This window comes from Paenibacillus ihumii, assembly GCF_001403875.1.
Classification (GTDB): domain Bacteria; phylum Bacillota; class Bacilli; order Paenibacillales; family Paenibacillaceae; genus Fontibacillus; species Fontibacillus ihumii.
The window spans coordinates 1,724,193-1,747,254 of record NZ_LN884299.1; the positions used below are offsets into that span (position 1 = coordinate 1,724,193).

The 23,062-nt window shown below is 53.0% G+C and carries 26 protein-coding genes; 25 read left to right on the forward strand and 1 reads right to left on the reverse strand.

Annotated elements, in window-relative coordinates; all coding sequences use genetic code 11:
* Positions 1–94: 94 nt before the first annotated feature.
* From BN2762_RS15240 to BN2762_RS15285, 10 genes are all read left to right on the forward strand, one after another.
* Positions 95–682 carry a histidine phosphatase family protein gene (locus BN2762_RS15240; protein ID WP_055107783.1) on the forward strand — a complete coding sequence of 196 codons (588 nt, stop codon included), beginning with the start codon at positions 95–97 and terminating at the stop codon, positions 680–682.
* A gap of 108 nt (positions 683–790) precedes the next feature.
* Complete coding sequence (locus tag BN2762_RS15245) at positions 791–1,879, forward strand: hypothetical protein (protein WP_055107784.1); 1,089 nt, start codon at positions 791–793, stop codon at positions 1,877–1,879.
* Positions 1,880–1,971: 92 nt separating this feature from the next.
* Positions 1,972–2,475: a gamma carbonic anhydrase family protein gene (locus BN2762_RS15250; protein ID WP_055107785.1), complete on the forward strand. Its 504-nt coding sequence runs from the start codon at positions 1,972–1,974 to the stop codon at positions 2,473–2,475.
* Between the two features lie 15 nt (positions 2,476–2,490).
* Entirely contained in the window at positions 2,491–2,688 is a 198-nt protein-coding gene (locus tag BN2762_RS15255) for an IDEAL domain-containing protein (protein WP_055107786.1), read from the forward strand.
* Between the two features lie 80 nt (positions 2,689–2,768).
* Entirely contained in the window at positions 2,769–3,191 is a 423-nt protein-coding gene (locus BN2762_RS15260) for a DUF2487 family protein (protein ID WP_055107787.1), read from the forward strand.
* Positions 3,192–3,377: 186 nt separating this feature from the next.
* A complete protein-coding gene (locus BN2762_RS15265; protein ID WP_055107788.1) occupies positions 3,378–3,920 on the forward strand; it encodes a Rieske 2Fe-2S domain-containing protein in 543 nt (180 codons plus the stop codon).
* A 16-nt stretch (positions 3,921–3,936) separates the two neighbouring features.
* Positions 3,937–4,608, forward strand: a complete 672-nt coding sequence (gene qcrB / locus BN2762_RS15270; protein ID WP_016311825.1) for a menaquinol-cytochrome c reductase cytochrome b subunit — start codon at positions 3,937–3,939, stop codon at positions 4,606–4,608.
* Between the two features lie 22 nt (positions 4,609–4,630).
* Complete coding sequence (locus BN2762_RS15275) at positions 4,631–5,503, forward strand: menaquinol-cytochrome c reductase cytochrome b/c subunit (RefSeq protein WP_055107789.1); 873 nt, start codon at positions 4,631–4,633, stop codon at positions 5,501–5,503.
* Between the two features lie 103 nt (positions 5,504–5,606).
* A complete protein-coding gene (locus tag BN2762_RS15280; RefSeq protein ID WP_055107790.1) occupies positions 5,607–6,233 on the forward strand; it encodes a DUF1405 domain-containing protein in 627 nt (208 codons plus the stop codon).
* A gap of 55 nt (positions 6,234–6,288) precedes the next feature.
* Entirely contained in the window at positions 6,289–7,185 is an 897-nt protein-coding gene (locus tag BN2762_RS15285) for a sporulation protein YpjB (protein WP_083484951.1), read from the forward strand.
* Positions 7,186–7,247: 62 nt separating this feature from the next.
* On the opposite strand, the gene BN2762_RS15290 is transcribed toward BN2762_RS15285, so the two are convergent.
* Positions 7,248–8,117, reverse strand: a complete 870-nt coding sequence (locus tag BN2762_RS15290) for a YitT family protein (RefSeq protein WP_055107792.1) — start codon at positions 8,115–8,117, stop codon at positions 7,248–7,250.
* A 250-nt stretch (positions 8,118–8,367) separates the two neighbouring features.
* Between BN2762_RS15290 and BN2762_RS15295 the strand changes: the two genes are divergently transcribed.
* The 15 genes from BN2762_RS15295 (at position 8,368) to BN2762_RS15365 (ending at position 23,058) form a co-directional block, all read left to right on the forward strand.
* Positions 8,368–8,676, forward strand: a complete 309-nt coding sequence (locus BN2762_RS15295) for a nucleotide pyrophosphohydrolase (protein ID WP_055110096.1) — start codon at positions 8,368–8,370, stop codon at positions 8,674–8,676.
* A gap of 53 nt (positions 8,677–8,729) precedes the next feature.
* On the forward strand, positions 8,730–9,269 hold the full coding sequence (locus BN2762_RS15300) for a tetratricopeptide repeat protein (RefSeq protein ID WP_055107793.1): 540 nt from the start codon (positions 8,730–8,732) through the stop codon (positions 9,267–9,269).
* 21 nt (positions 9,270–9,290) lie between these two features.
* Complete coding sequence (gene dapB, locus BN2762_RS15305) at positions 9,291–10,094, forward strand: 4-hydroxy-tetrahydrodipicolinate reductase (RefSeq protein ID WP_055107794.1); 804 nt, start codon at positions 9,291–9,293, stop codon at positions 10,092–10,094.
* A 46-nt stretch (positions 10,095–10,140) separates the two neighbouring features.
* Positions 10,141–10,563: a methylglyoxal synthase gene (gene mgsA, locus BN2762_RS15310; protein ID WP_187386537.1), complete on the forward strand. Its 423-nt coding sequence runs from the start codon at positions 10,141–10,143 to the stop codon at positions 10,561–10,563.
* Positions 10,564–10,565: 2 nt separating this feature from the next.
* Positions 10,566–11,276, forward strand: coding sequence for a bacillithiol biosynthesis deacetylase BshB1 (bshB1, locus tag BN2762_RS15315; RefSeq protein ID WP_055110100.1), 711 nt, complete (start codon positions 10,566–10,568; stop codon positions 11,274–11,276).
* A gap of 46 nt (positions 11,277–11,322) precedes the next feature.
* The gene (bshA, locus tag BN2762_RS15320) at positions 11,323–12,483 is read left to right on the forward strand and encodes an N-acetyl-alpha-D-glucosaminyl L-malate synthase BshA (RefSeq protein ID WP_055107795.1); all 1,161 of its coding nucleotides are present in this window, start codon (positions 11,323–11,325) and stop codon (positions 12,481–12,483) included.
* Positions 12,484–12,567: 84 nt separating this feature from the next.
* Positions 12,568–13,872, forward strand: a complete 1,305-nt coding sequence (locus BN2762_RS15325; RefSeq protein ID WP_055107796.1) for a CCA tRNA nucleotidyltransferase — start codon at positions 12,568–12,570, stop codon at positions 13,870–13,872.
* The gene (locus tag BN2762_RS15330; protein ID WP_055107797.1) at positions 13,862–14,845 is read left to right on the forward strand and encodes a biotin--[acetyl-CoA-carboxylase] ligase; all 984 of its coding nucleotides are present in this window, start codon (positions 13,862–13,864) and stop codon (positions 14,843–14,845) included. The genes BN2762_RS15325 and BN2762_RS15330 overlap by 11 nt, the downstream gene beginning before the upstream one ends.
* A gap of 297 nt (positions 14,846–15,142) precedes the next feature.
* Complete coding sequence (gene panB, locus BN2762_RS15335; RefSeq protein ID WP_055107798.1) at positions 15,143–16,012, forward strand: 3-methyl-2-oxobutanoate hydroxymethyltransferase; 870 nt, start codon at positions 15,143–15,145, stop codon at positions 16,010–16,012.
* Positions 16,009–16,905, forward strand: a complete 897-nt coding sequence (panC, locus tag BN2762_RS15340) for a pantoate--beta-alanine ligase (protein WP_055107799.1) — start codon at positions 16,009–16,011, stop codon at positions 16,903–16,905. The genes panB and panC overlap by 4 nt, the downstream gene beginning before the upstream one ends.
* 1 nt (position 16,906) lies before the next feature.
* Positions 16,907–17,290 carry an aspartate 1-decarboxylase gene (gene panD / locus BN2762_RS15345; RefSeq protein WP_055107800.1) on the forward strand — a complete coding sequence of 128 codons (384 nt, stop codon included), beginning with the start codon at positions 16,907–16,909 and terminating at the stop codon, positions 17,288–17,290.
* Positions 17,291–17,416: 126 nt separating this feature from the next.
* On the forward strand, positions 17,417–18,049 hold the full coding sequence (locus BN2762_RS15350; protein WP_316246801.1) for a tetratricopeptide repeat protein: 633 nt from the start codon (positions 17,417–17,419) through the stop codon (positions 18,047–18,049).
* Between the two features lie 154 nt (positions 18,050–18,203).
* Positions 18,204–21,080 (forward strand): ATP-dependent DNA helicase DinG, encoded by a 2,877-nt coding sequence (gene dinG, locus BN2762_RS15355; protein ID WP_055107801.1) that lies wholly within the window; start codon positions 18,204–18,206, stop codon positions 21,078–21,080.
* Positions 21,081–21,119: 39 nt separating this feature from the next.
* A complete protein-coding gene (locus BN2762_RS15360; RefSeq protein ID WP_055107802.1) occupies positions 21,120–21,770 on the forward strand; it encodes a redox-sensing transcriptional repressor Rex in 651 nt (216 codons plus the stop codon).
* On the forward strand, positions 21,760–23,058 hold the full coding sequence (locus BN2762_RS15365; protein WP_055107803.1) for an amidohydrolase: 1,299 nt from the start codon (positions 21,760–21,762) through the stop codon (positions 23,056–23,058). The genes BN2762_RS15360 and BN2762_RS15365 overlap by 11 nt, the downstream gene beginning before the upstream one ends.
* The last annotated feature ends 4 nt before the right edge of the window (positions 23,059–23,062 follow it).

Here is a 23,062-nt window from a genome sequence, read left to right on the forward strand (position 1 = left end):
CGCTTCTTCACCTCTAATTGGGAAGAAGCGCTTGTTTTTAAACGCTAGACCGGAATATTACTTTTCAACAAAGCTAAACTACGCGGAGGTTAAGATGATTGTCGGATTAATTCGTCACGGACTGACAGATTGGAATGCAGCGGGAAAAATTCAAGGCCAAAGCGATATCCCCCTCAATGACGAGGGGCGGAAGCAAGCCCTTAAACTGGCGGAAAGGCTTAAGCGCGAGAGCGATGTGCAGCCTTGGGATTTTATCATTACAAGCGGGCTGTCGCGCGCTCAGGAGACGGGTGCAATCATCGCCGATATTTTGGGCATTCCGTTGTACGATCCGGATTCAAGGCTGATGGAGCGGGCTTTCGGGCAGATCGAAGGCTTAACCTCGGAGGAGAGGGAGACGCTATGGGGGAAGGATTGGCATGCGCTCGACCTCGGCCAGGAGAAGGAGGATGACATTCGGAGACGCGCGCTTGAATTCATGGAGGAGCTGAGCGAGCGGTACCCCGATAAGCGCATCCTTGTCGTATCCCATGGGGCGCTGCTGGCTCAGTTGTACATAGCTTTATATGATAACAAATATACGGAACGGATCGGTAATTTATCGCTTACGATCGTAGAGAAGAAGGAGCAGAATTGGGACATGCTGCTGTACAACTGCACACAGCATCTTGAAGAGATTTGAAGAAAACGGAGTAACCCGGCCTCTAGGCCGGGTTACTTTTTTTTGCGGATACGGAATAAAAGCTGCAAAATTTCCCATAATGGTAGTAAAACAGCGAGGCGGTAAAATATGGACTTGGCGGAAATGCTCACTTTTGCCGATATCGGACAGCTTAGCAGAATAGCAGACCATTACCGATGCGAGTGCAATGGCAACTCCAAGCGCGATTTGATCCAGTCGATTCTTCAAACGATTGGGCGAAGGGAGTTTATCGAGCGGCATCTTGATGAATTGAGCTTGGAGGATTTGCGCTTTCTGAACATGCTGCTTTTTGATGGAAGACGCCAGTTCAGCTTGGAAGAATTGATCGCCTGTGCACAGCAGTCGCGTTTCGACCAGGACGCCAAGGACCGCGAGAGTCCCAGGGATATGATCACTAGATTCAGGCAGCGAGGATGGCTGTTTAACGGTACAACAGCAAGCACGAGGTACTTCTTTGAGGTTCCCGAGGATTTGAAACGGCGCTTCAAAGTGTCGCTGGAGGCCCGCTTCAAGTCGGCCACCTACAAAGCGGACGCGGAACCAACCGTCTACAGGGAAGAGCATGACCTGCTCCCGAAGGATTTGAGAGAGCTGCTGGATTACGTGTATCATCATGAAATTCCCTTGAATGCGGAAGGGGTTATGTACCGCAGAAACCAAATGCAGCTCATGGAGAAGCTCCATATTTCAGAGCCGCTGGTAGGCAAAGGCTGGAGGTTCGGCTACGGGCGCAGGTTCAAGGATTACCCTAGCCGCTTGGCGCTGATCTACGACTATGCGTACCACATGAAATGGATAAGGGAGGAAGGCGGATTGCTGATCTTGACCGCTAACGGGAGCGAATTTCTTGCGGGCAATAAACAAGAACCGATGATACAGTTTGTTAGCTTTTGGTTAAGACTTTATAAAGGGCCTGTCCCTAACTTGCTCTCTCTCATCTATTGGATTGAGCGGTGCACCGGAGAATGGGTAACGGCGGCTTCGCTGTATGCAACCCTGGAGCGTTTGATCAAGCCTTTTTTCTATGATACTCCGGAGTCCATTTTCGAAGAACGCCTTCTGCGGATGATGCTTCATCTGGGCATGCTGCGGATCGGTGAAGGCGATGCCGGCGTCAGGCTCGTCCAATCAACCCCCTTTGGCAGGGAATGTGTTCAGCAGCTTCAGAAGCATTAGCGTACCGCAAGGAAAGGGCTCGGCCCGTCATTGACAGCGGCCGATTGCAGCTGTTACAATCACACCCAATCAAATGCGGGGGAGTGGTTAATATGTTGCTTGATTACCGGGGAAAGCGGCCTGCGGTGGATGCTTCAGTATTCGTTGCGGAAGGCGCAAAGCTGATCGGCGATGTTACGATCGGCAAGAATAGCAGCGTATGGTTCAATGCAGTGTTAAGAGGGGATTTGGCGGAAATCGTAGTCGGAGAGAGAACCAATCTCCAGGACGGAGTGGTCGGCCATGTGAATGCGGGGCAGCCCTTAATCGTCGGAGATGATGTCTCCGTTGGCCACGCCGCGATTATTCACGGATGCCGAATAGGCAAAGGCACTTTAATCGGCATGGGGGCGATCATCTTAAACGGAGCCGATATCGGTGAATATGCTTTAATAGGAGCAGGTTCTTTAGTCACGGAAAATACAGTCATTCCGCCCTATACGCTGGCTTTAGGCTCACCGGCAAGGGTTGTACGCGAACTTACGGAAGCCGATTTGCAGCGAATGAAGCTGACTTCAGACGGCTATGTAGTGAAGGGAAAAGAATACAGGATCTAGTTGGAGGTGCATCCTATGGATCAAATGAAGGTTACTTACGAAGTGATGCTTGGCCTAGCTGCGGAGATGATATGGGATGAAGCTCTGCGGAAACACCGTTCCGAGCAAATTTATAGTGAAATAGATTCCGCCTTGGCCAAGGGTGACGAAGAGGCTTTTCGAGCTTTAACGGAAGAACTGAAAGCGCTGGAGGGTTTGAAAGAATGCCGCTGATGGCATTCTTTTTTTGCAATTCTTTTATTTGGCGGTCCCCTTTGTATATAATGTTTAAAGAATAAAGGAAGGGGATAGACATGAAATTCAGTGAAGTAGATGAAGCATCATGGGAGGAATTGCGCCCGTATCTGGATACTTGCCTCATTCCGGTTACAGGGCTTACCGGGAACGAACAGCCCTATGAGGTGACGGCGGCGCTAGAGAGACTGAGAGACATCATGGACTGGATCGAAACTCCATTCAAGGGCAGAGTGGTTACATATCCTTCTTTTCAGTATGGAAGGGATGATATTATGCCGCAAATAAATGAAGTTTGTCACCATGTCAAGTTATCGGGGTTTACCTTTGTTATTGTCGTCTCTGCCGATGTCAAACTGGCTGCGGATAAAATTCCCAATGCCGATTTAATCGTTGCGCCAAGCGAGTTTGAGGGGATGCAGGGTACAGAGGCAAGCTCTAGAGTGAGCAGGCAAATTCTGCAGATGTGGGAAATGGGCTAAATCCGTCAATTGTGACAAATTATCAACATTTTATGTACTCGTGGAGTGACGGGAGCGTAAAAAGACACCGGATATTCTTGACGCTCTAGGAACCCTAATATATTATTAATATGTCTTACCAAAACATGTGATATTTCTCATTGAAACGGGAGAGAGAATTGGCTTGCAAAGGGGGTTGAAGAGAGTATGAGCATTCATAACGACGAGCATGAATCATCGCATAGACCGCCTACACGTAAGGAAATGTCCCGTCGGCAGTTTCTTACATATACGCTGGGAGGCGCTACCGCTTTTATGGTAGGGGGTGCAGCGCTGCCAATGGTACGCTTTGCTGTAGACCCGATTCTGCAAAAGAAAGGCGAGGGCACTTTTGTTAAAGTGGTTGAAGCCAGTAAAATAACAAATGAGCCGCAGGAGTTCAAATTCGAACTGCAGCAGCAGGATGGCTGGTACTTGAGTACCGCATCACTCGTCGCTTGGATCCGCAAAGATGAGAGCGGCAAAATTTATGCGCTTTCACCGATCTGTAAGCATTTGGGCTGTACGGTCGGCTGGAACAGCAATGCGAATTTCCCTAACGAGTATCACTGCCCTTGCCATGGCGCGCACTATACGAAAGAGGGCAAGCAGCTGGCAGTCGCGTCCGCTCCGCTTGACGAATATAAAGTCATGCTGAAGGACGATTGGGTCTATTTGGGAGAAATTATCCCGAATACGATCGTGAAATAAGGAGGCGTAGATTCGGATGTTTAAAAATGTGTACAACTGGATTGATGAACGTCTTGATATCACGCCGATTTGGAGAGATGTTGCGGACCATGAGGTTCCAGAGCATGTTAACCCCGCGCATCACTTCTCCGCTTTCGTGTATTGCTTCGGCGGCTTGACGTTTTTTATTACTGTAATCCAGATCCTGTCGGGGATGTTCCTTACGATGTACTACGTTCCTGACATTATTAATGCTTACGCCAGTGTAGAGTACCTGCAGACACAGGTGGCCTTTGGCCAGATCGTCCGCGGTATGCACCACTGGGGGGCAAGCCTGGTTATCGTTATGATGTTCCTTCACACGCTCCGGGTATTCTTCACAGGCTCTTACAAAGCGCCTCGCGAGATGAACTGGGTGGTGGGCATGCTGATTTTCTTCGTCATGATCGGACTCGGTCTGACGGGCTATTTGCTGCCATGGGACAACAAAGCTTATTTTGCAACGAAAGTTACATTGGAAATTGCTAACTCTGTGCCGGTTCTCGGACCTGTCATTAAAGAATTGCTTCAGGGCGGTACGATCGTTGGCGCTGAGACGCTTACTCGGTTCTTTGCCATTCACGTGTTCTTCCTTCCGGCCGTGCTGCTTATCCTTCTGGTAGGACACTTTATTATGATCCGCAGACAGGGTATTTCCGGTCCGCTATAAAATTGAGAAGGGAGGCATTAACATGGCTCACGTAGACAAATCGAAAGAGAAAGTCGTATTTGTCGGCGATTCGCGCGTACGCAAGGGCAACGGATTTATCACTCCTCCCGATTATACGGCATACCCCGGTAAGTCGGAGGCGTTTATTCCGAACTTTTTGTTAAAAGAATGGATGGTCGGCGTTGTAGTGCTTGTCGGGTTCCTGGTATTGACCATTGCGGAACCTGCGCCGCTAGGCTACCCGGCTAACCCGAGTGCATCGGTCATTCCGATGCCGGACTGGTACTTCCTGTTTCTGTACCAGTATTTGAAATATCCTTACGCATCTGGAGATTGGGTTGTACTCGGTACACTCGGTATTCCGGGTGTAGCGTTCGGCGGCCTATTGCTTGCTCCGTTCCTGGATCGCGGGAAGGAACGCCGCTTCTATCGCCGTCCTATCGCTTCATCGCTGATGTTCCTGTCGCTTGCTGCAGTCGTTTATTTGACGAATGTAGCCTGGACGCACTACAAGCATGAGCTTGAAGCTTCGGGCACGCAGCCGGAGCATATCCAGCGTGAAGAAGAGGCTAGGGAGAAGCGGGAACAAGGGCTGCCTACCTCGAATGCCGTTCGGCAGAAGGAGGTTGCCATCGTGGATAAAGACGATCCTGCGATGGAATTTTATGAGAAGGCAACCTGCATCAACTGCCACGCTGCCGATTTGAAAGGGACTGCTGCTCCTTCATTGCGCGGGGTTGGCGACAAGCACAGCAAGGATGAGATTCTAACGATTATTCATGAAGGCTACAAAACGATGCCGCCGATGTATGATGCCGCAACTAGCGCGGGTCTTACAGATGAAGACATCGATCACTTGGCCGGATGGCTTGCGAAGCAAAAAGCCGAACAGTAAAATAGGAATAAATCAAAACCTGATCGTAATGACCGATCAGGTTTTTGATTTCATAAGGACAAGTATGCTGCGGCAGGCCTGCAGTATGAAAGGAGTATGAAAGTTGAGGCTGTCATTGTTGTGGAGCCGGGAATTTCTAACGAGCCGGTTCATTTTATGGGCTTTGTTCGTAAGCAATTTGCTTGGCACGATCTATGGATACATATGGTATGGAGCACAGCTCCAGGAGACATGGGCCAATTATCCCCGCTGGTTGATTCCGTTTGTACCGGACAGCCCGACGGCGAGTCTGTTTTTCACGATAGCGCTATTATTCCTTATGTTTCCGGATTTATTGTCTAAGTATCATCGAATGCGGACTATTATTGAAGCTTTAGCCGTCGTTACAAGCGTGAAATATGGAATATGGGCTGTAAGCATTATTTTTGCAGGGGCTTATCAAGGGGATCCGCTTGTGTGGCAGGATTGGATGCTGGTTGCTTCGCATTTAGCGATGGCAGCCGAAGCGCTGTTGTTCGTGCGTTTTTTCAAGTACGGGACGATTACGCTGCTTATAGCGGGAGCATGGACGTTCCTTAATGATTTTATCGATTATTCTTATGGCGTTTATCCATGGCTGCCGCAAGCCCTATGGGATGATGTCGGCACAGTAATGATCTTTACCGTAGCCCTAACCAGCTTCAGCATCGCCGCCGGCTGGATCGCGATGAGAGCGGCAAAAAGAACATAACGCGGTTCTAAGGAAGGACAGCTTGCCATACCATGTTTGGTAAGGGGGGATGTCCGTGAGGCGGGTTAAGGATAGGCGGGGGCTGCTCGTGCTGCTGGGCGTATTGTTAGCCTTGTGCTGGTCTGTGCCGTACCCGGATACGGCGCAAGCCAGTGAGGCTGATTCTGCGGGGTCTGCGAAGGAGCGGGCTGAACGATTGCAGCATTTCGAAGCGGTGACCGAGCGCCTGTATGATGTGATGCAGCAAGGCGATACGGCGGCCGCTCATCAGGAAATGGATCAATTAATCCAGGTGCTGGAGGGGCTGAGCTTTAAAGGCTTGACCTCTGTAGATGGAATTCATGCTCTTGCAGAATGCATTATGGATACGAGGAATACGATCCACCGGGTGAAGCTGGCGCCGGAAGCCTGGATTGAGACGTCTGCCCGGCTCAGGCTAGCGGTGAACAGCTTGACGCATAAGCGGGACGCCCTGTGGCAGCAATACTATAAAGTGATGTCCAGCAGCCTGCAGGACATGGGAAAGGCGCGCTCGGGCGGCGACCGGACGGGATTCAAGGTAGCGCTGCAATCCCTGCAGGCTAACTATGGAATGATCAGGCCAGCGGCGGTCATTCAACGAGATGCAGCAGATATTCGAAAGTTCGATTCTTGGCTGTCTTATGTAGAGCGCCTCGGTAACGAAGCCGTCTGGGACGAGGCTGCGCTGAAGGGAGCCATCGATCAAGGGGCTCCTCTTCTTCAGGACCTGTTTGGACGAAAAGGCCATGAGCCGGTTTTTCTGCCGATTGTCGGCAATGCAAGCCCCTGGTATTGGAGCGCTCTGATCGGCGGCTGGATCATGCTTGCGCTAACCTATACAGCGATGCGTAAATATCAAGCCGAGCAGGGCGTTTCTTCGGTGCACAGGCCGAAAGGGATCGGGGGACTGTTCAACAAGCGGGATGAATAGGCATTGCATTATATGAGAAATGAATCTCCTCCCGGCAGCCCTGCTTCCTTTGCGAAGCGGGGCTATTCTTCTTTAAAGCCTTCTCCGTGCACGTCATGGACGTCGCTGATAATGATGAATGCTCTGGGATCTACCGACTTGACGATGGCCCGCAAACGACGCATTTCCTGCCTGGAAACGACGCAATAGGCTACATGCTTAGCTTGCTTGGAATAAGCGCCAACCGCCGGGATCAGCGTGACGCCACGCTCCATTTCCGTCGTGATGATATCGGCGATTTCGGGAGCATAGTCGCTGATAATCGTGAAGGCCCTGGCGGAATAGGCGCCTTCCTGAATGAAGTCGATGACCTTGGAGGCAATAAACACGGCGACCAGCGTGTACAGAATGTTCTCCTCGCGGATGTAGAACAGCGACAGGCCGATAATGACCACGTCCAGGCTAAGGATGACCTGCCCCATGCTCCAGCCGTATTTGCGGCCGAGAATTCTGGCGATGATGTCGGAGCCGCCGGTCGTGCCGCCGAAGCGGAAGACAAGCCCGAGGCCCGCTCCCAGCGTAACGCCGGCGTAGAGAGAAGCCAGAATGTAATCATGCTCGGTCGTAAACGGGTGAATCCAGCCGTTATGAATCATGCTCTCGAATATCCAGAGGAAAAAAGACAAGGAAGCGATCCCCAGGCCAGTATAAATGATCGAGCGCCCCCCTAATATTTTCCATCCTAATAAAAACAAAGGGATATTCAGTACGAGGTTGGAGACGGAAGGAGATATGCCGAACGCATAATTCAGCAGAATCGTCACGCCGGTAACTCCGCCCTCCATTAATTGATTCGGAATAATGAAATACAGCAGTCCAAAAGCATAAATCGCCGTTCCCAGCATTATGGGAAGCATGGTTCGTAAATAGCTTGTCAGTCTGATTGTTTTCATCAATTATCCCACCTGTAATAAAATAAGTTAGGCCTGTATTTCGATTTTCCCCTCTATAAAATAGAAGTATAGACAGGCGCACATTTTTATCCCAGCTTCTCCTCGGATTGTTGTTCAACTCATATAGTATACCTTTTTGTGCGGCGATTAAAAAATGATTTGTTTTCAAAACGTCTTTACGATAACATAGGGTTAAAACCTGAGTAAAGACGGGGAGGCATAGGCATTGCAGGAGAAGACACTTTCGGAAATGCAGCGGGAAGTGGACGCATACATATCGCAGTTCAAGGAGGGCTACTTCAGTCCCCTTAGCATGCTTGCCCGAATGAGTGAAGAGGTCGGCGAACTGGCGCGGGAAGTGAACCATCAATTTGGCGAGAAGCCCAAGAAGCCGGAGGAGGCCGACAACTCGATCGAATTGGAGCTAGGCGATATATTGTTCATCACGATTTGCTTTGCGAATTCGCTTGGAATCGATTTGACGGAGGCCCACAATAGGGTGATGCATAAATTTAATACCCGCGATGCAGACCGGTGGACCAAAAAGGACACCGATTAGCAGGAAGCATCATATGCTGTATTAATTTCAGCCCATACGTGGGGGGACAGCATATGCAGGTTGAACAATGCTTGAAAAAAGCTTACCGCAGCATTTTCGACAATGATTTTGAAGGGGCGATTCACTGGTTTGAACAGGCGCTTTCGGAGGGGCCCGACCATGCGGACATCCACTATCGCCTGTCCATTACTTGTGCGCGCAGCGACCGGCTGGAAAAGGCGATCCATCATGCCCGCCTGGCTGCGACGCTGGAGCCCGCCCATAAGGAATATAAATCGCATTATGACAGGCTGCAGTCCAAGGAATTGACGGTCATGGCGAAAAAACAGCTTGAGCAATCCCACTCCCAGGCCCGGCGAGGCCGTTTGGCCGAGTCTGCGGTTCATTTGCTGGAGCGAGCGGTTCATTTGGATCCGCTGTCCGTCATCGCACAGCTATGGCTTGCGATTGCATACGGCGAGCTGCAGCAATACGCGCTTGCTTTGCAGGCTGTCCAGGAGGCGTCGCAGCTTCCGCAGGACGAAGCGATTACGAAGCAGCTTCTTACATTGGAGCAACGATTTAAATCCAAGATCAAACAATCATCATCCTAGGGAATGAGAGGTAATCATATTATGACTGAACAAATCAGAGTAGCTGTTGCTGGAGCAGGCGGCAGAATGGGTAAAGAAGTAGTAAAAATGGTGCTGGAGGATCCCGGTTTACGTCTCGTCGCAGCCGTGAATTTATCGGATGAAGGGACCGATGCGGGCACGCTGGTCGGTCTGCCCGCCTGCGGCGTTACGCTCAGCAAGGATCTGGAGCTGGCCTTAGTTGAAGGCAAGCCTCAGGTGCTCGTCGACTTCACTACGCCGCAATCGGCGTATTCCAATACCGTGACCGCGATCAAGCATGGGGTCCGTCCGGTAATCGGGACAACGGGCTTCACCCCGGAGCAAATCGAGGATTTGGACAAGCAGTGCCGGGAGCGGGGGATCGGCGGATTGATTGCCCCCAACTTCTCCATCGGTGCCATTCTGATGATGAAGTTCGCAGCTCAGGCCGCCAAGTATTTTCCTCATTTGGAAATCATTGAATATCATGGGGATCAGAAGCTGGATGCGCCTTCCGGGACTGCCGTCAAGACGGCGGAGCTGATCGCCACGAATCGCGAAGAGCTGCGTCAGGGTAACCCGAACGAAGAGGAGACGATCGATGGAGCAAGAGGCGGCCTTTATAGCGGCTTTCGCATTCACAGCGTCCGTCTTCCGGGGGTATTTGCCCAGCAGGAGGTCATTTTTGGCGGCTTCGGCCAAACCTTGAAAATTCGCCATGATTCCTACGAGCGCGCGGGCTATATGCCGGGCGTCAACCTTGCTGTCAAGAAAGTGCTTGAATATGAGGGCTTGATTTACGGCTTCGAACATTTTGTAGACTGATAAAGTGAATTTATATGAGATGCTGCTTAAAAAGGAGAAATCGCACATGTTGAACATCGCATTTATCGCTCACGATCGCAAGAAAGAAGATATCGTTAACTTGGCCATTGCTTACGAGCATGTGTTTAAGGATAAGAAACTGTATTCAACGGGAACAACGGGCGCCCGGATCATGGAGAGCACCGGGCTGAAAATACACCGCTTCCTGTCAGGGCCGCTTGGCGGAGACCAGCAGATCGGCTCGCTGATTGCTCAGAATGAAATGGATTTCGTCATTTTCCTTCGCGATCCGCTGTTGGCTCAGCCGCATGAACCGGACATTACGGCATTGCTGCGCCTCTGTGACGTACACGGCATCCCTGTGGCTACGAATATGGCTACGGCCGAAATACTAATCCGGGCTCTTGATCGGGGTGATTTCGCCTGGCGCGAGCTCGTCGAGCAGAACAAGCCGGGGCTGGCGAAATGAGCATGAAGCTGGATATTCTCGTAATTGGCGCCCATGCTGACGATGCGGAAATAGGAATGTCCGGCACAATTGCCAAGCAGGCTGCGGCCGGATATAAGGTAGGCATTATCGATCTAACGGAAGCTGAGCTATCCTCGAACGGCAACGTTGAGCTGCGCAAAGAGGAGGCTGCCGCCGCATCGCAAGTGCTCGGGCTGTCTTACCGGAGCAATCTCGGATTGCCTGATCGCGGCCTGGCAGCAACGCCTGATAACGTGGCCGTGGTCACCGCGGCGATCAGGTCCTGTTCGCCGGGCATCGTGTTCGCTCCTTACTGGGAGGATCGCCATCCGGATCATATCGCGGCGAGCAAGCTAGTAGAGGAAGCCGTATTCAACGCCAAGCTGCGCCGGTATATGCCGGAGATCCCTTCGATTCCGGCGCCTGATTTATATTTCTATTTCATCAATGACTGGAGAACGCCAGATCTGCTCGTCGACGTTACTGGATTCTATCCGCTCAAGGAGCAGGCCTTGGCGTGCTACCGCTCGCAATTTGGACAGGCGGCAGCTCCGGGAGAGGATGTCGCTCCGACCCCGCTGAACCAGGGATATGTAGAGCGGGTCAAAGCGAGAGATGCCTTGTTGGGACAGCGGAAGCTTATCCCTTATGCCGAAGGCTTTGCAGTCAAGTCACCCTATTTAATAGAACTATTCGGATCCAGCAGCACATAAATTCAAAGAAGCAAGGCATAAGACAGTGAAGGAGGTCCCTGACAATATGGACCCATTTCTAAAAATAGGCATAACCTGTTATCCGACGCTTGGCGGCTCGGGGGTTGTGGCCACTGAGCTGGGCAAGCTGTTGGCCGAGAAGGGACATGAGGTTCACTTCATTTCGCATAGCGTTCCTTTTCGCTTGGGCAGTTATCACAAGAACATTTTTTATCATGAAGTCGAGGTTAGCGACTACTATGTGTTCCGTTATCCGCCCTACGATTTGTCCCTGGCTACGAAGATGGCGAATGTAGCCAAGCAACAGAATCTGGATATTCTGCATGTTCATTATGCGGTCCCCCATGCGGTTTGCGCTTTTCTTGCCAAGCAGATGGTGGGAGAAAAGCTGAAGATCGTGACGACCCTTCATGGCACGGATATTACCGTCCTTGCGCAGGACGAATCGCTGAAGGATTTAATTCGGCTGGCTATTAACGAGAGTGATGCCGTCACATCGGTGTCCAATGATCTAAGGAGAGAGACGCGCGATGTGCTTGATATTACGCGTGATATCGAGCTGACCTATAATTTTGTGGATGAGCGGGTGTACTATCCGCGCGACGCGAAGGCCTGCCGCAGCGAGTTTGCAGCCCCGGGGGAAAAGGTGCTGATGCATATTTCCAATTTTCGTCCAGTTAAGCGGGTCAGCGATGTTGTGGACGTGTTTAATATGGTGAATGAGGAGATCCCTTCCAAGCTGCTGTTCGTCGGGGAGGGGCCGGATCTTCCCAAAATACAATGGAAGGTCAAGGAGATGGGAATTGCGGATCGCGTTCATTTCCTTGGCAAGCAGGATGACATCGCCCATGTGATTTCGATGGCAGATGTTCTGCTGCTCCCTTCCGAGAAGGAGAGCTTCGGCCTTGTCGCCCTGGAAGCGATGGCTTGCGGGATACCGACCATCGGTTCCGCCGCAGGCGGCATTCCCGAGCTGGTCGCTCACGGAGAGACGGGCTTTCTGTCGCCGATCGGCGACACGCGGCGGATGGCAGACGATACACTTGCACTGCTCAAAGACGAGCAGCTTACGCAAAAAATGCGCGAGGCCTGCCTGGCGCGCGCGAAAAACGAATTCAGCAGCGAGCTGATTACGGCGCAGTACGAGAGCATCTATTACAAAGTGCTTGGACGAAAGATGCCGATGCCGAAGCCGCTCTGCGGATAATAGATAAGGCAACCATACCCATTCTCATGCGTTGCCAATGGTTGAAGAACGCTAAGAGGGATTAGCCTCTGGAGGTTATAGATTATGCACGTATGGAAGCAGGTAGCCCCCCTGATGCTGCATCAGGGGGGAAAGGTGCTTAGAACATTGCTGGATTCCGGCCACAGCGCCTATTTCGTCGGGGGCTGCGTGCGGGACGAGCTGATGGGCCGCCCGGTCCATGACATGGATATTGCGACATCGGCTAAGCCTGAAGCGGTTATGGAGCTGTTTGAGCGGACGGTTCCAACCGGTCTGCAGCATGGGACGGTCACTGTGATAATGGGAGATTATCCGTTTGAGGTCACGACCTTCCGGAAGGAATCCCATTATGAGGATCATCGCCATCCTGCGGCAGTGGAGTTCGTAGATGAGATCATTCAGGATTTGCAGCGCAGGGATTTCACTATGAACGCAATCGCCCGCAGCTTGGATGGAGAGCTGACCGATCCATTCCATGGGGCGTCGGATATTCGCTATGGAATTCTCCGCTGTGTAGGACAGGCCGAGGAGCGGTTCGACGAGGATGCGCTTCGCATGATGCGTGCGGTCCGCTTTGCTTCGGTGTTCGGTTTCCGCCCTGTAAAGAGCCTGTGGCGGGCGCTGCTTACAAGCAGGGATAAATTGTCCTTCGTCGCGATGGAGCGCGTACGGGCCGAGCTGGAACGCCTGCTGCTAGGTCCTGATCCGCTTCGGGGGCTGGAGCTGCTCCGCCGCAGCCGCCTGCTTCATTATGCCAAGATTCCTTATGTTGAGAGCCAGGGTTCGGGAGTCCTGCAGGAGCAGCTCGGGGTACTGGGTCATATGCCGGCCGAGCCGCAGGAGCTCAGATGGTCAGAGCTGCTTCAGGGACTTGGCATTTCCGGCCTTGAGGCAGAGGACAGAATGAAGGAGTGGACCTTCTCCAATCAGGTCGCCCGGACAACGGCTGAAATAATGAGGTTTGACGAGATGTGGGGGGCGATTAGGGCAGGCATAAGCGATGGCAGTGCCGAGCGGCTTCGCCGGAGCTGGACCGAGCTTCAGGTACATTACGGCCAAGAGATCAGCCAATTATGGCTGGAGCGGCAGAGAATCCGGCTGGCAAGCCGAGGGGCCCAGGGGCGGGAAGCGCTGCTTCGGCTTGATGAAGAAGAAATGCGCTGGCATCGGGCTGTGCGCGTTCATGATTTGAAGGAGCTGGCGATTCGCGGCGGCGACGTGCTGACGGCTCTGGACCAGAGGGGCGGCCCCTGGCTGGGAGAGCTTATGAAGCGGCTTCTGCTGCTTGTAGCCATCGGTGACGTGCCTAACGAGAGGGAGCCATTGCTCGAATATGTGAAAGCTGTGGTGAAGCAAAATGGGGGATAGCCGTTTGCTCGATATGCTGCTGTCTCACCCGGGCGAGTATGTCTCCGGGGAGGAAATCAGCCGTAAATTGTCGATCAGCCGGACGGCGGTATGGAAACAAATCAACAAGCTCCGAGAGGAAGGATATGAATTTGAAGCGGTCTCCCGCAAGGGCTACCGCCTGATCAGCAGGCCCGAGCGGCTCGAATACAGCGCTTTGCTGCAGGTGCTGAACACGACGGCCTTCGGACGGAAGTTAAAGCTTCTGGACGTGACAACCTCTACGCAGGAGGAGGTCCGGCTGCTAGCGGAGCAGGGGGCAGAGGAGGGCACGCTGGTCATCGCCGAAGAGCAGACGATCGGCAGAGGCCGGCAGGGCCGGAAATGGCACTCCCCCGCGGGCAAGGGCATTTGGATGAGCCTGCTGCTTCGCCCGCGGCTTCCTTTATCAGCCGCACCGCAGCTAACTCTGTTGAGCGCGGTGGCGGTGTGCCGAGCTATTCGCGCCGTAACCGGAGTAGCTGCAGGCATCAAGTGGCCGAATGATCTGCTTGTAGATGGGCGCAAGGTTTGCGGTATTCTGCTGGAGTCCGCAGGCGAGGACGAAATGATCCGCTATTGTATAGCAGGAATCGGCATTGATGCCAATTTAACGCCGGACGATTTGCCGCCCGAGCTTGCCTCCATCGCGACTTCCCTGCAGATTGAAAGCGGACGGAAGGTGGATCGTGCCGTGCTGATCGGGGCGGTCATGGCCGAGTTGGAGAAGCTGTACGGCTTATACATGGAGGAAGGCTTTGCACCGATCGGCCATTTATGGGAGGCGCTGTCCGTCACGACAGGCCGGCAAATTACCATCAAGACGGCGCAGGGGGAGGTTGCCGGCCGGGCAATGGGTCTGGATGAAAGGGGCGGCCTGATCGTCATGCAGGAGGACAACAGGCTCACCACAATTTTCTCGGGAGAAGTGCAATTTGACGGGTGTAATCCTTAAGAAACTTTGTTATACTGTCCACATGAGGCGGTATCGGCGATCCGGGCTGCACTCATGTGGATTTTGTTGTCTGGGAAGTAAATAACAACCGTCATGACCGTGATTTCTATTCGGTTGCGTCGGATTCTGCTCTGAGCCGTGAAGGACCGAGACAGAAGGGACGAACGAGAAAGTGACTCTTCTTTGGGTTCGGACCTTTTTAGCGCTGCGGCGATGGCGATAAAAGGTTTATTTGTCGTTGGCGCCGGATCTAAGACTTTCGTCCGCAAGGCTTGATGACCAAAGGAGATGAAGAGAATGGCTGCTAAACATGCCCTGAACATTGTAAAAATGAAAAAAATGAAGCAGGAGCAAATCCCGCTTACGATGATTACCGCTTACGACTATCCCTCTGCAAGATTGGCAGAGGAAGCGGGAGTCGACCTGATCCTGGTCGGGGATTCCCTCGGCAATGTCGTGCTTGGCTATGACACGACGATTCCGGTAACGATCGAGGATATGGTCTACCATTCCCGGTCTGTTGCCCGCGGCGCCGCAAATACCTTCATCGTTACGGATCTGCCGTTCATGACCTATCATGGCAGCGTCGATGAGACGATGCGCCACGTCAGAAGGGTCATGCAGGAGGGCCGTGCCCATGCGGTGAAGCTGGAGGGGGGCGCGGAAATTGCCCCTACGGTCCAGGCGGTCGTCCAGGCTGGTGTGCCCGTGCTGGGCCATATCGGCTTGACGCCGCAATCCGTCAATCAGATTGGAGGTTACCGCATCCAGGGGAAGGATGAAGCCGATGCAAGGCGTTTAATGGCCGATGCCAAGGCTCTGGAGCAGGCGGGAGCGTTCGCTGTTGTGCTGGAGCTGGTGACTGAGGAAGTAGCGCAAGCCATCTCCAAGGAACTCGCAATTCCAACGATCGGCATCGGAGCTGGAAGGGGCTGCGATGGCCAGGTGCTGGTGTTTCATGATGTGTTGAAATATGCCCCGGAGTACCGGGAGAAGAAATTCGTAAAAACCTATGCTGATATCGGAGACCAGATTCGTAAAGGCATTTCAGAATATGTGCAGGATGTGAAGACGCGCGCTTTCCCCGGGGAGCAGCATGTGTTCACCGCTGACGAGACAGTGCTGAACGGCTTGTATGGCAAAGGGAAGGTGGACGCTGAGTCATGATTGTATTCACGGAGATTAAGGATGTTAGAGAGCATTTGCGCGCGGAGCGCCTTGCTGCAGCCAAGGAAGGAAGGGAGCTTAAGGTCGGCTTCGTCCCGACGATGGGATATTTGCATGAAGGACATGCCAGCCTGCTGCGGAGCGCCCGGATGGACAATGATCTTGTCGTATTGAGCATTTTCGTCAATCCGATCCAGTTCGGACCCCATGAGGACTTTGAGCGCTATCCGCGCGACAGCGACAAGGATATGGCACTCGCCAAGCGGGAGGGAGTGGATATCGTTTTCCTCCCATCCGTCAATGAGATGTATCCGCAGCCGACGAAGACGAAGGTTCAGGTGGCCGAACTGACGGATCATCTTTGCGGTGCGGCGCGTCCTGGTCATTTCGACGGCGTGACGACGGTAGTCAGCAAGCTGCTGAATATCGTAGCTCCAGACCGGGCTTACTTTGGGCAGAAGGACGCTCAGCAGGTTGCGGTCGTTGCGCAAATGGTAAAGGACCTTAACATGGATGTCGAAATTGTGCCTTGCCCGATTGTGCGCGAAGAGGACGGCTTGGCTCTCAGCTCCCGCAATGTGTATCTGTCGCCGGAGGAGCGGCAGTCTGCGCTTGTTATATCGCGCTCCTTGCGTCAGGCCGAGCAGGTCGCGCGGGAGCAGGAGGAGGCTACGGCCGAGGACATCGTCGCGGAGCTGGTACGGACGATCGAGAGCGAGCCGGCGGCAAAGATTGATTATGCCGAAATTCGCCGGTTTCCTTCCCTGGAATCCATCCCGGGATCGATGCGCGTGAAGGACGTGGAAGGTAAGCTGCTGATTGCCGCAGCCGTCATGATCGGTACGACGCGGCTGATCGATAACGTGATTTTAACGACGGAGGGAGTGAAATAAAATGTACAGAACGATGATGAAATCGAAAATTCACCGGGCTACAGTCACTGAGGCGAATTTGAATTATATCGGGAGCGTGACGATCGACGAGAACCTGATGGAAACGGCAGATCTTCTCGAGAATGAGAAGGTGCAGATCGTCAACAATAACAACGGTGCCCGGTTGGAGACCTATGTCATCCCCGGACCGCGCGGCAGCGGAGTGATTTGCTTGAACGGGGCGGCAGCCCGGCTGGTTCAGCCTGGAGACAACGTGATCATCATTTCTTATGCTCAAATGTCAGCGGAGGAGCTAAGAAGCCATAAGCCGACTGTCGTATTTGTCGATGAGCATAATCGTCCCGTGGAGACCGCGAAGGAGGAAATCCACGCCACGGTGCGTTAAGCGGGAAGGCTGCCTGCTGCCTTCTGTTATGCAATTAATCCCTTCGGGAATGAAAAGCCCCCCCGGAACAAAAAATGAACGTAAGGCCTCGCACTGATTTCATTTTCGTTAAAGGGTGGGTTGCGGATGATGTTTCAACATGTATTTGCGGAAATGAATGAAATGTTGGATGAAATTGCCCGGCATTACCCGATCGCCCAAGGCGCTCAGAAGCATGAGCTTGCCCGGAAGTGGCATCTTCTGCGGCAAATGAGCGACAGCATGATTGAAGAATGGCTTAATTTTGAGGAGAAGATGGGTGCGCTCCGCCAAACCGGCATTAGTCTTGAAGATGATTACGAGCTGGACTATCCGGAAATGACCTCCGACGCCTTCGTTAAGGGCCAGGGATATTATAAGCTCCTGATGTTTCCCCAGTCCCTTAAACAGTTCAAGGCTGTTCTGGAGGACTACCCGGACAGCTTGATCGGCCGCACTTATTTGGCGATGTGCCATCTTCATCTGGATGAAAGCAATGAGGCCGTTGGTTACTTTGAGGAAGTCCTGAAGAGTGCGCCTAATAAGCGGCTGCGCTCCATTATTTACAATGCGCTCGGCTGTATTGAGGCGAAGAGAGGGGACCGGGGCAAAGCAAGGGAGTATTTTACCCTGGCTTACCATAGCGATCCGACCTTGCCCGAGCCGCTGGCCAATTGGAAAGCCTGTCTGCACAGCACAGGAAAGCTTCAATATGGCACCCAGCTTACATCGCTGTTGTAAGCGGGAGCAGGCAATTGCAGGAGCGATGCGGGAATCCGTGATTTTGCGGGGCATCGCTTCTTTTGTATTGTTCTGTATTAATTTTCAAAACGTCCATCTTCTGTTATGCTGTTAAGAGAAAAGAGACTGGAACGAAAGGGACCATAGAACAGAAATGAAATATGCTGTACTTGACTTTGAGACAACGGGTAATCAGTCCTCCGATGAAATCATTCAAGTTGGGCTTGCCATTATAGATGATAATTTGACCGTTTCCCAGGTATATCATTCGTTCATCAAGCCGACGATACCGATTCCTCCGTTTATTACGGGATTGACGGGGATTACCGAGGATGACGTCAAGGATGCGCCGGACTTGGATGAAGTCATGATGGAAATGGTTCCTCTACTGAACGATGTCGTGCTTGTCGGCCATAACGTGGCTTTCGACTTTAATTATCTGCAGAGTGCGCTGGATAAAACAGGATATCTGCCGTTTACCGGGCGTATTTTGGATACGATGGATTTTTTGAAAATTTTATACCCTTCGCTCGGTTCATATCAGCTTGGTCTGGTATCCGCCGAATTCGGCGTGGAGCATGACCGGCCTCATCAGGCCGACAGCGATGCGGTGGCGACCGCCTATATTTTTCTGAAATGCCTTGAAGAGCTGAACGGTCTGCCGCTTCTGACTCTGCAGCGGCTGGCTGATCTCTTTGCCGGGGAAGACAGTGATCTAGGCTGGTTCTTTGATGCTGCGCTGCAGGAAAGGCAGCTGCTGGGCGAGCAGGATACGGACGGATTTGTGTATTACCGCCAATATGCCCTGCAGGTGGAGGATTGGATGGACATCGTCCCGGCAAGGGACGATATGCTGGATAATCCGCTAGCGAATGTCAGCTTCTCTGAGTTTATGGAACAGGTCAGGGAACGGCTGCGCGCCAAGCTGCCGGGCTACGAAGAGCGGGATGCGCAGAACATGATGCTTGAAGAAGTGATGCGCGCTTTCGACGAAGACAAGCATCTGCTTGTTGAAGCGGGCACCGGAACAGGCAAGTCGCTGGGGTATCTGCTGCCGGCTATTTATCATAGCGTCAAGAATGACGAGAAGGTCATGGTCAGCACCCACACGATCAATCTGCAGGAGCAGCTTCGTGAGCGGGACGTTCCCCTGTTGACCGAGGCGGTGCCTTTTCCGTTTCGCGCGGCTGTATTTAAGGGAAGGCAGCATTATTTGTGTCTGCGCAAATTTGAACATAAAATAAACAGAAGAGATTTTGTATCCCCGAAGGAAGATGTGATGACCGCAGCCCAGATGATCGTCTGGCTGACGCAAACCGGAACTGGCGATGATGAGGAACTGAACCTGAGCAGCCGCGGCGGCGATTTTTGGGAGACGGTAGCGAGCGATTCGGATTCCTGTCTGGGCCGTTCCTGCCCATGGTTTCGCAAATGCTTCTACCACCGGGCCAAGCATGAGGCGGGCGTAGCAGACGTCGTCATCACGAACCATTCGAAGCTGTTCACGGATATCCAGGCTGGGCATCAGCTGCTGCCGGGCTACGAACGGCTGGTTATTGACGAGGCGCATCATTTGGAGGACGTGGCAGGCAAGCATTTGGGTCTCCACATGAAGTATTTTACGGTAGTGCATACGCTAACCCGCTTGTTCAAGGATAGCAAGACAGGGCAATTGCCCAATTTGAGAGCGGTGCTGCAGAATGCGCCCGGCGAGAAATCAGCGGAATGGTGCAGCGTCATCGATGGCATGTACCCCTCGCTGCTTGACGTGAAGGAAAGCTGGGATAAGCTGAGTGAAATGCTGTTCTCCTTGATGCCGGAGCGGAGCGATGCGGCACCCGGCGATCCGGGGCAATTCGTTCTGCGCTTGCTTCCGCACAAGAAGCCGAAGGACTGGGATACGCTCAGCGCGCTGGAGAATCATATATACGTTCTGCTGGGCGACATCCTCCGCAAGGGGGACCGGATGATGAATGATATCCGGGATGGGCAGGAGGATTACGGATCGGACAGCCTGCTGACGGATATCAGCGGATTGTTCAAGGATCTGCAGGCCGAGCGGGAAGCGATCCGCACGTTCATGAAGCTTGACGATGAGGAGACTGTCTACTGGATCGAAGGGAATGGCAACTACCGGAGCCGCTCCTTGCAAATTTACGCGGTGCCGATCGATGTCAGCGAGCAGCTGAAGAACTATTTCTTCGACAAGAAGAAAAGCGTCGTGATGACCTCGGCCACGCTATCCGTCGACAAGTCCTTCCAGTACATGATCGAGCAGCTGGGACTGCAGGAGGCTGCCGACAGCGACCGCCTGCTGACGTCCATGCTGCCTTCGCCGTTCAACTACCGGGATCAGGCCCTGCTGGTCATCCCGCGGGATTTCCCCAGCGTCAAGGGAAGCGTTGGAGACGAGCATTTCGTTAACATGCTGGTAGAGTCGCTCGCTGATACCGCGGTGGCGACGCGGGGCCGGATGCTGGTGCTGTTTACGTCCTACCGGATGCTCCGCCAGGTCTACGACCCGCTGAAGGAGCGGTTATCCTCCGAGGGGATCACCGTCATTGGCCAGGGAATGGACAGCGGCAGCCGTACGAAGCTGACCCGCAGATTCCAGGGGCAGGAAGCGTCCGTGCTGCTCGGGACGAGCAGCTTCTGGGAAGGCGTTGACATCCCGGGAGAGGCGCTGACAAGCCTGGCTATCGTCCGCCTGCCCTTCCAGCCGCCGAACCATCCGCTCGTCGAGGCCAAGAGCGAGCGGCTTCAGAAGGAGAAGAAGAACCCGTTCATGAAGCTGTCCGTGCCGCAGGCCGTCATTCGCTTCAAGCAGGGATTCGGCCGCCTGGTGCGTTCTTCACAGGATCGCGGAATAGTTGTGGTGTACGATACACGCATCTTGGAATCCTACTACGGAAAATATTTCTTATATTCGCTGCCTGGGCCGAAAATGGAGCATATGCCAACCGGGCAAATGGTACCGAGAATTTCCGAATGGCTGGATGTTCACGAAGTCCAGGAGGCAAAAAAGCAATAACCGTAATTTATAACGCGCCATTATAAGGGGAGAAGAGCTATGAAAGCAGAAAAAATTTCCGATGCGGTTGTACGCAGATTGCCAGTATACTTGCGTTTCCTCAATGAGCTGAGTCTTCGTGAAGTGCCGACGGTGTCCTCTCAGGAGCTGGGCCAGAAGCTCGATCTGAATCCCGCGCAAATTCGTAAAGACCTTGCTTATTTTGGGGATTTCGGCCGTAAAGGCATCGGGTATGACGTGTCTTATCTTATTGAGAAAATCCGGCAGATCCTGAACCTCGACCAACAGATCAATGTGGCTCTTGTTGGAGCCGGTAATCTTGGCCAGGCGCTGTCTAACTACAATGCTTACTTGAAGGATAATATGAAAATCGTGGCGGTGTTCGATGCGGCACCGTCCAAAATCGGCACCAAAATCAACAATATTACCGTTCAGCCGATCGACGAGCTCGTAGAAACCGTAAAGGCGATGAACATCCGGATCGGGATCATCACTGTTCCCGATTTCGAGGCTCAGCGCGTCGCGGACCAGCTCGTTGCCGCCGGCATCGGGGCGATTCTTAACTTTGCGCCAACCATTCTGAAGGTGCCGCCTGGAATAAGAATCCATGCTGCCGACTTCACGACGGATTTACTCAGCCTTGCCTATTATTTGAATGATGGAAAGGAACTTACTTCGAATGAGTCGTAAACTGTTAATCACGAACGGCACGTTTGCCGTATTGGAGGACAATCAATCCGTTGTTAACGGCTATATGCTTGTTGAGGATGATCAGATCACCTACATTGGCTCAGCGCGGCCGGAGGGCTGCGAGGATGCTGAAAACGTAAACGGCGAGGGGCTGCTGTTTCTGCCCGGTTTGATCAATACGCATGGCCATGCGGCTATGTCGCTATTGCGCGGCTACGGCGACGATATGGTGCTGCAGAAATGGCTGCAGGAGAAAATGTGGCCCATGGAAGCTAAGTTCACGGGGAATGACGTGTATTGGGGCACGGCGCTCTCCGTCCTGGAGATGATCAAGGGAGGGACGACAACCTTCCTTGATATGTATGATCACATGGATCAGGTTGCCCAGGTCACGGAGCAATCTGGAATCCGCGGGGTGCTTATGCGCGGGGCGATTGGCCTTTGCCCGCCTGACGTTCAGAAGCATAAACTGGATGAAGCGGTTGCATTTGCCCGGAATTGGCACGGGAAGGCGGACGGCCGCATTACGACGATGATTTCGCCTCATGCGCCCTATACCTGTCCTCCTGACTACATTGAACAGTTCGTTCAGGCAGCGCATGACCTTGACCTGCCGATGCATACGCATATGTCGGAGACGCAGGCCGAGGTGGAGCAAAATGTCGCCGATTACGGGGTAAGACCGGTGGAGCACTTGCTCAAGCTGGGGATGTTCTCCCGCCCGACGCTGCTGGCGCACGGCGTTCATTTGACGGATGAGGAGATTGAAGTGCTTGCTGCCCATAAGGTGGGTATCTCGCACAATCCGGGAAGCAATCTGAAGCTGGCTAGCGGTGTGGCCCGGGTTCCGGAGCTGCTGAAGGCCGGGGTTACCGTCTCCCTGGGGACGGACGGTGCGGCGAGCAATAACAATTTAGACATGTTCGAGGAGGTCCGCCTGGCCGCTCTGATTCACAAAGGCGTCTCAGGGGACCCAACGGCCGTTCCGGCGCTGGAGGCGCTGCGGATGGGAACGGAGTACGGCGCGAAGTCCTTGTTCCTGAACAATACAGGCAAGCTTGCTGTGGGAATGAAGGCGGATTTTATCGCCCTCAATACAGAGCAGGCGCATTTTGTGCCGAGAACCGATTACGTATCTCATGTCGTATATTCCGCAGGTCCGAAAGACGTGGAGCATGTGTGGGTCGACGGGAAACAGATTGTGAAGCACGGCGCCTGCCTAACGCTGGATGAAGAGCGGATCCGCCGCGAAGCCCAGGCAGCCTTTGAGGGCTTGGTGTCCAGATAATATA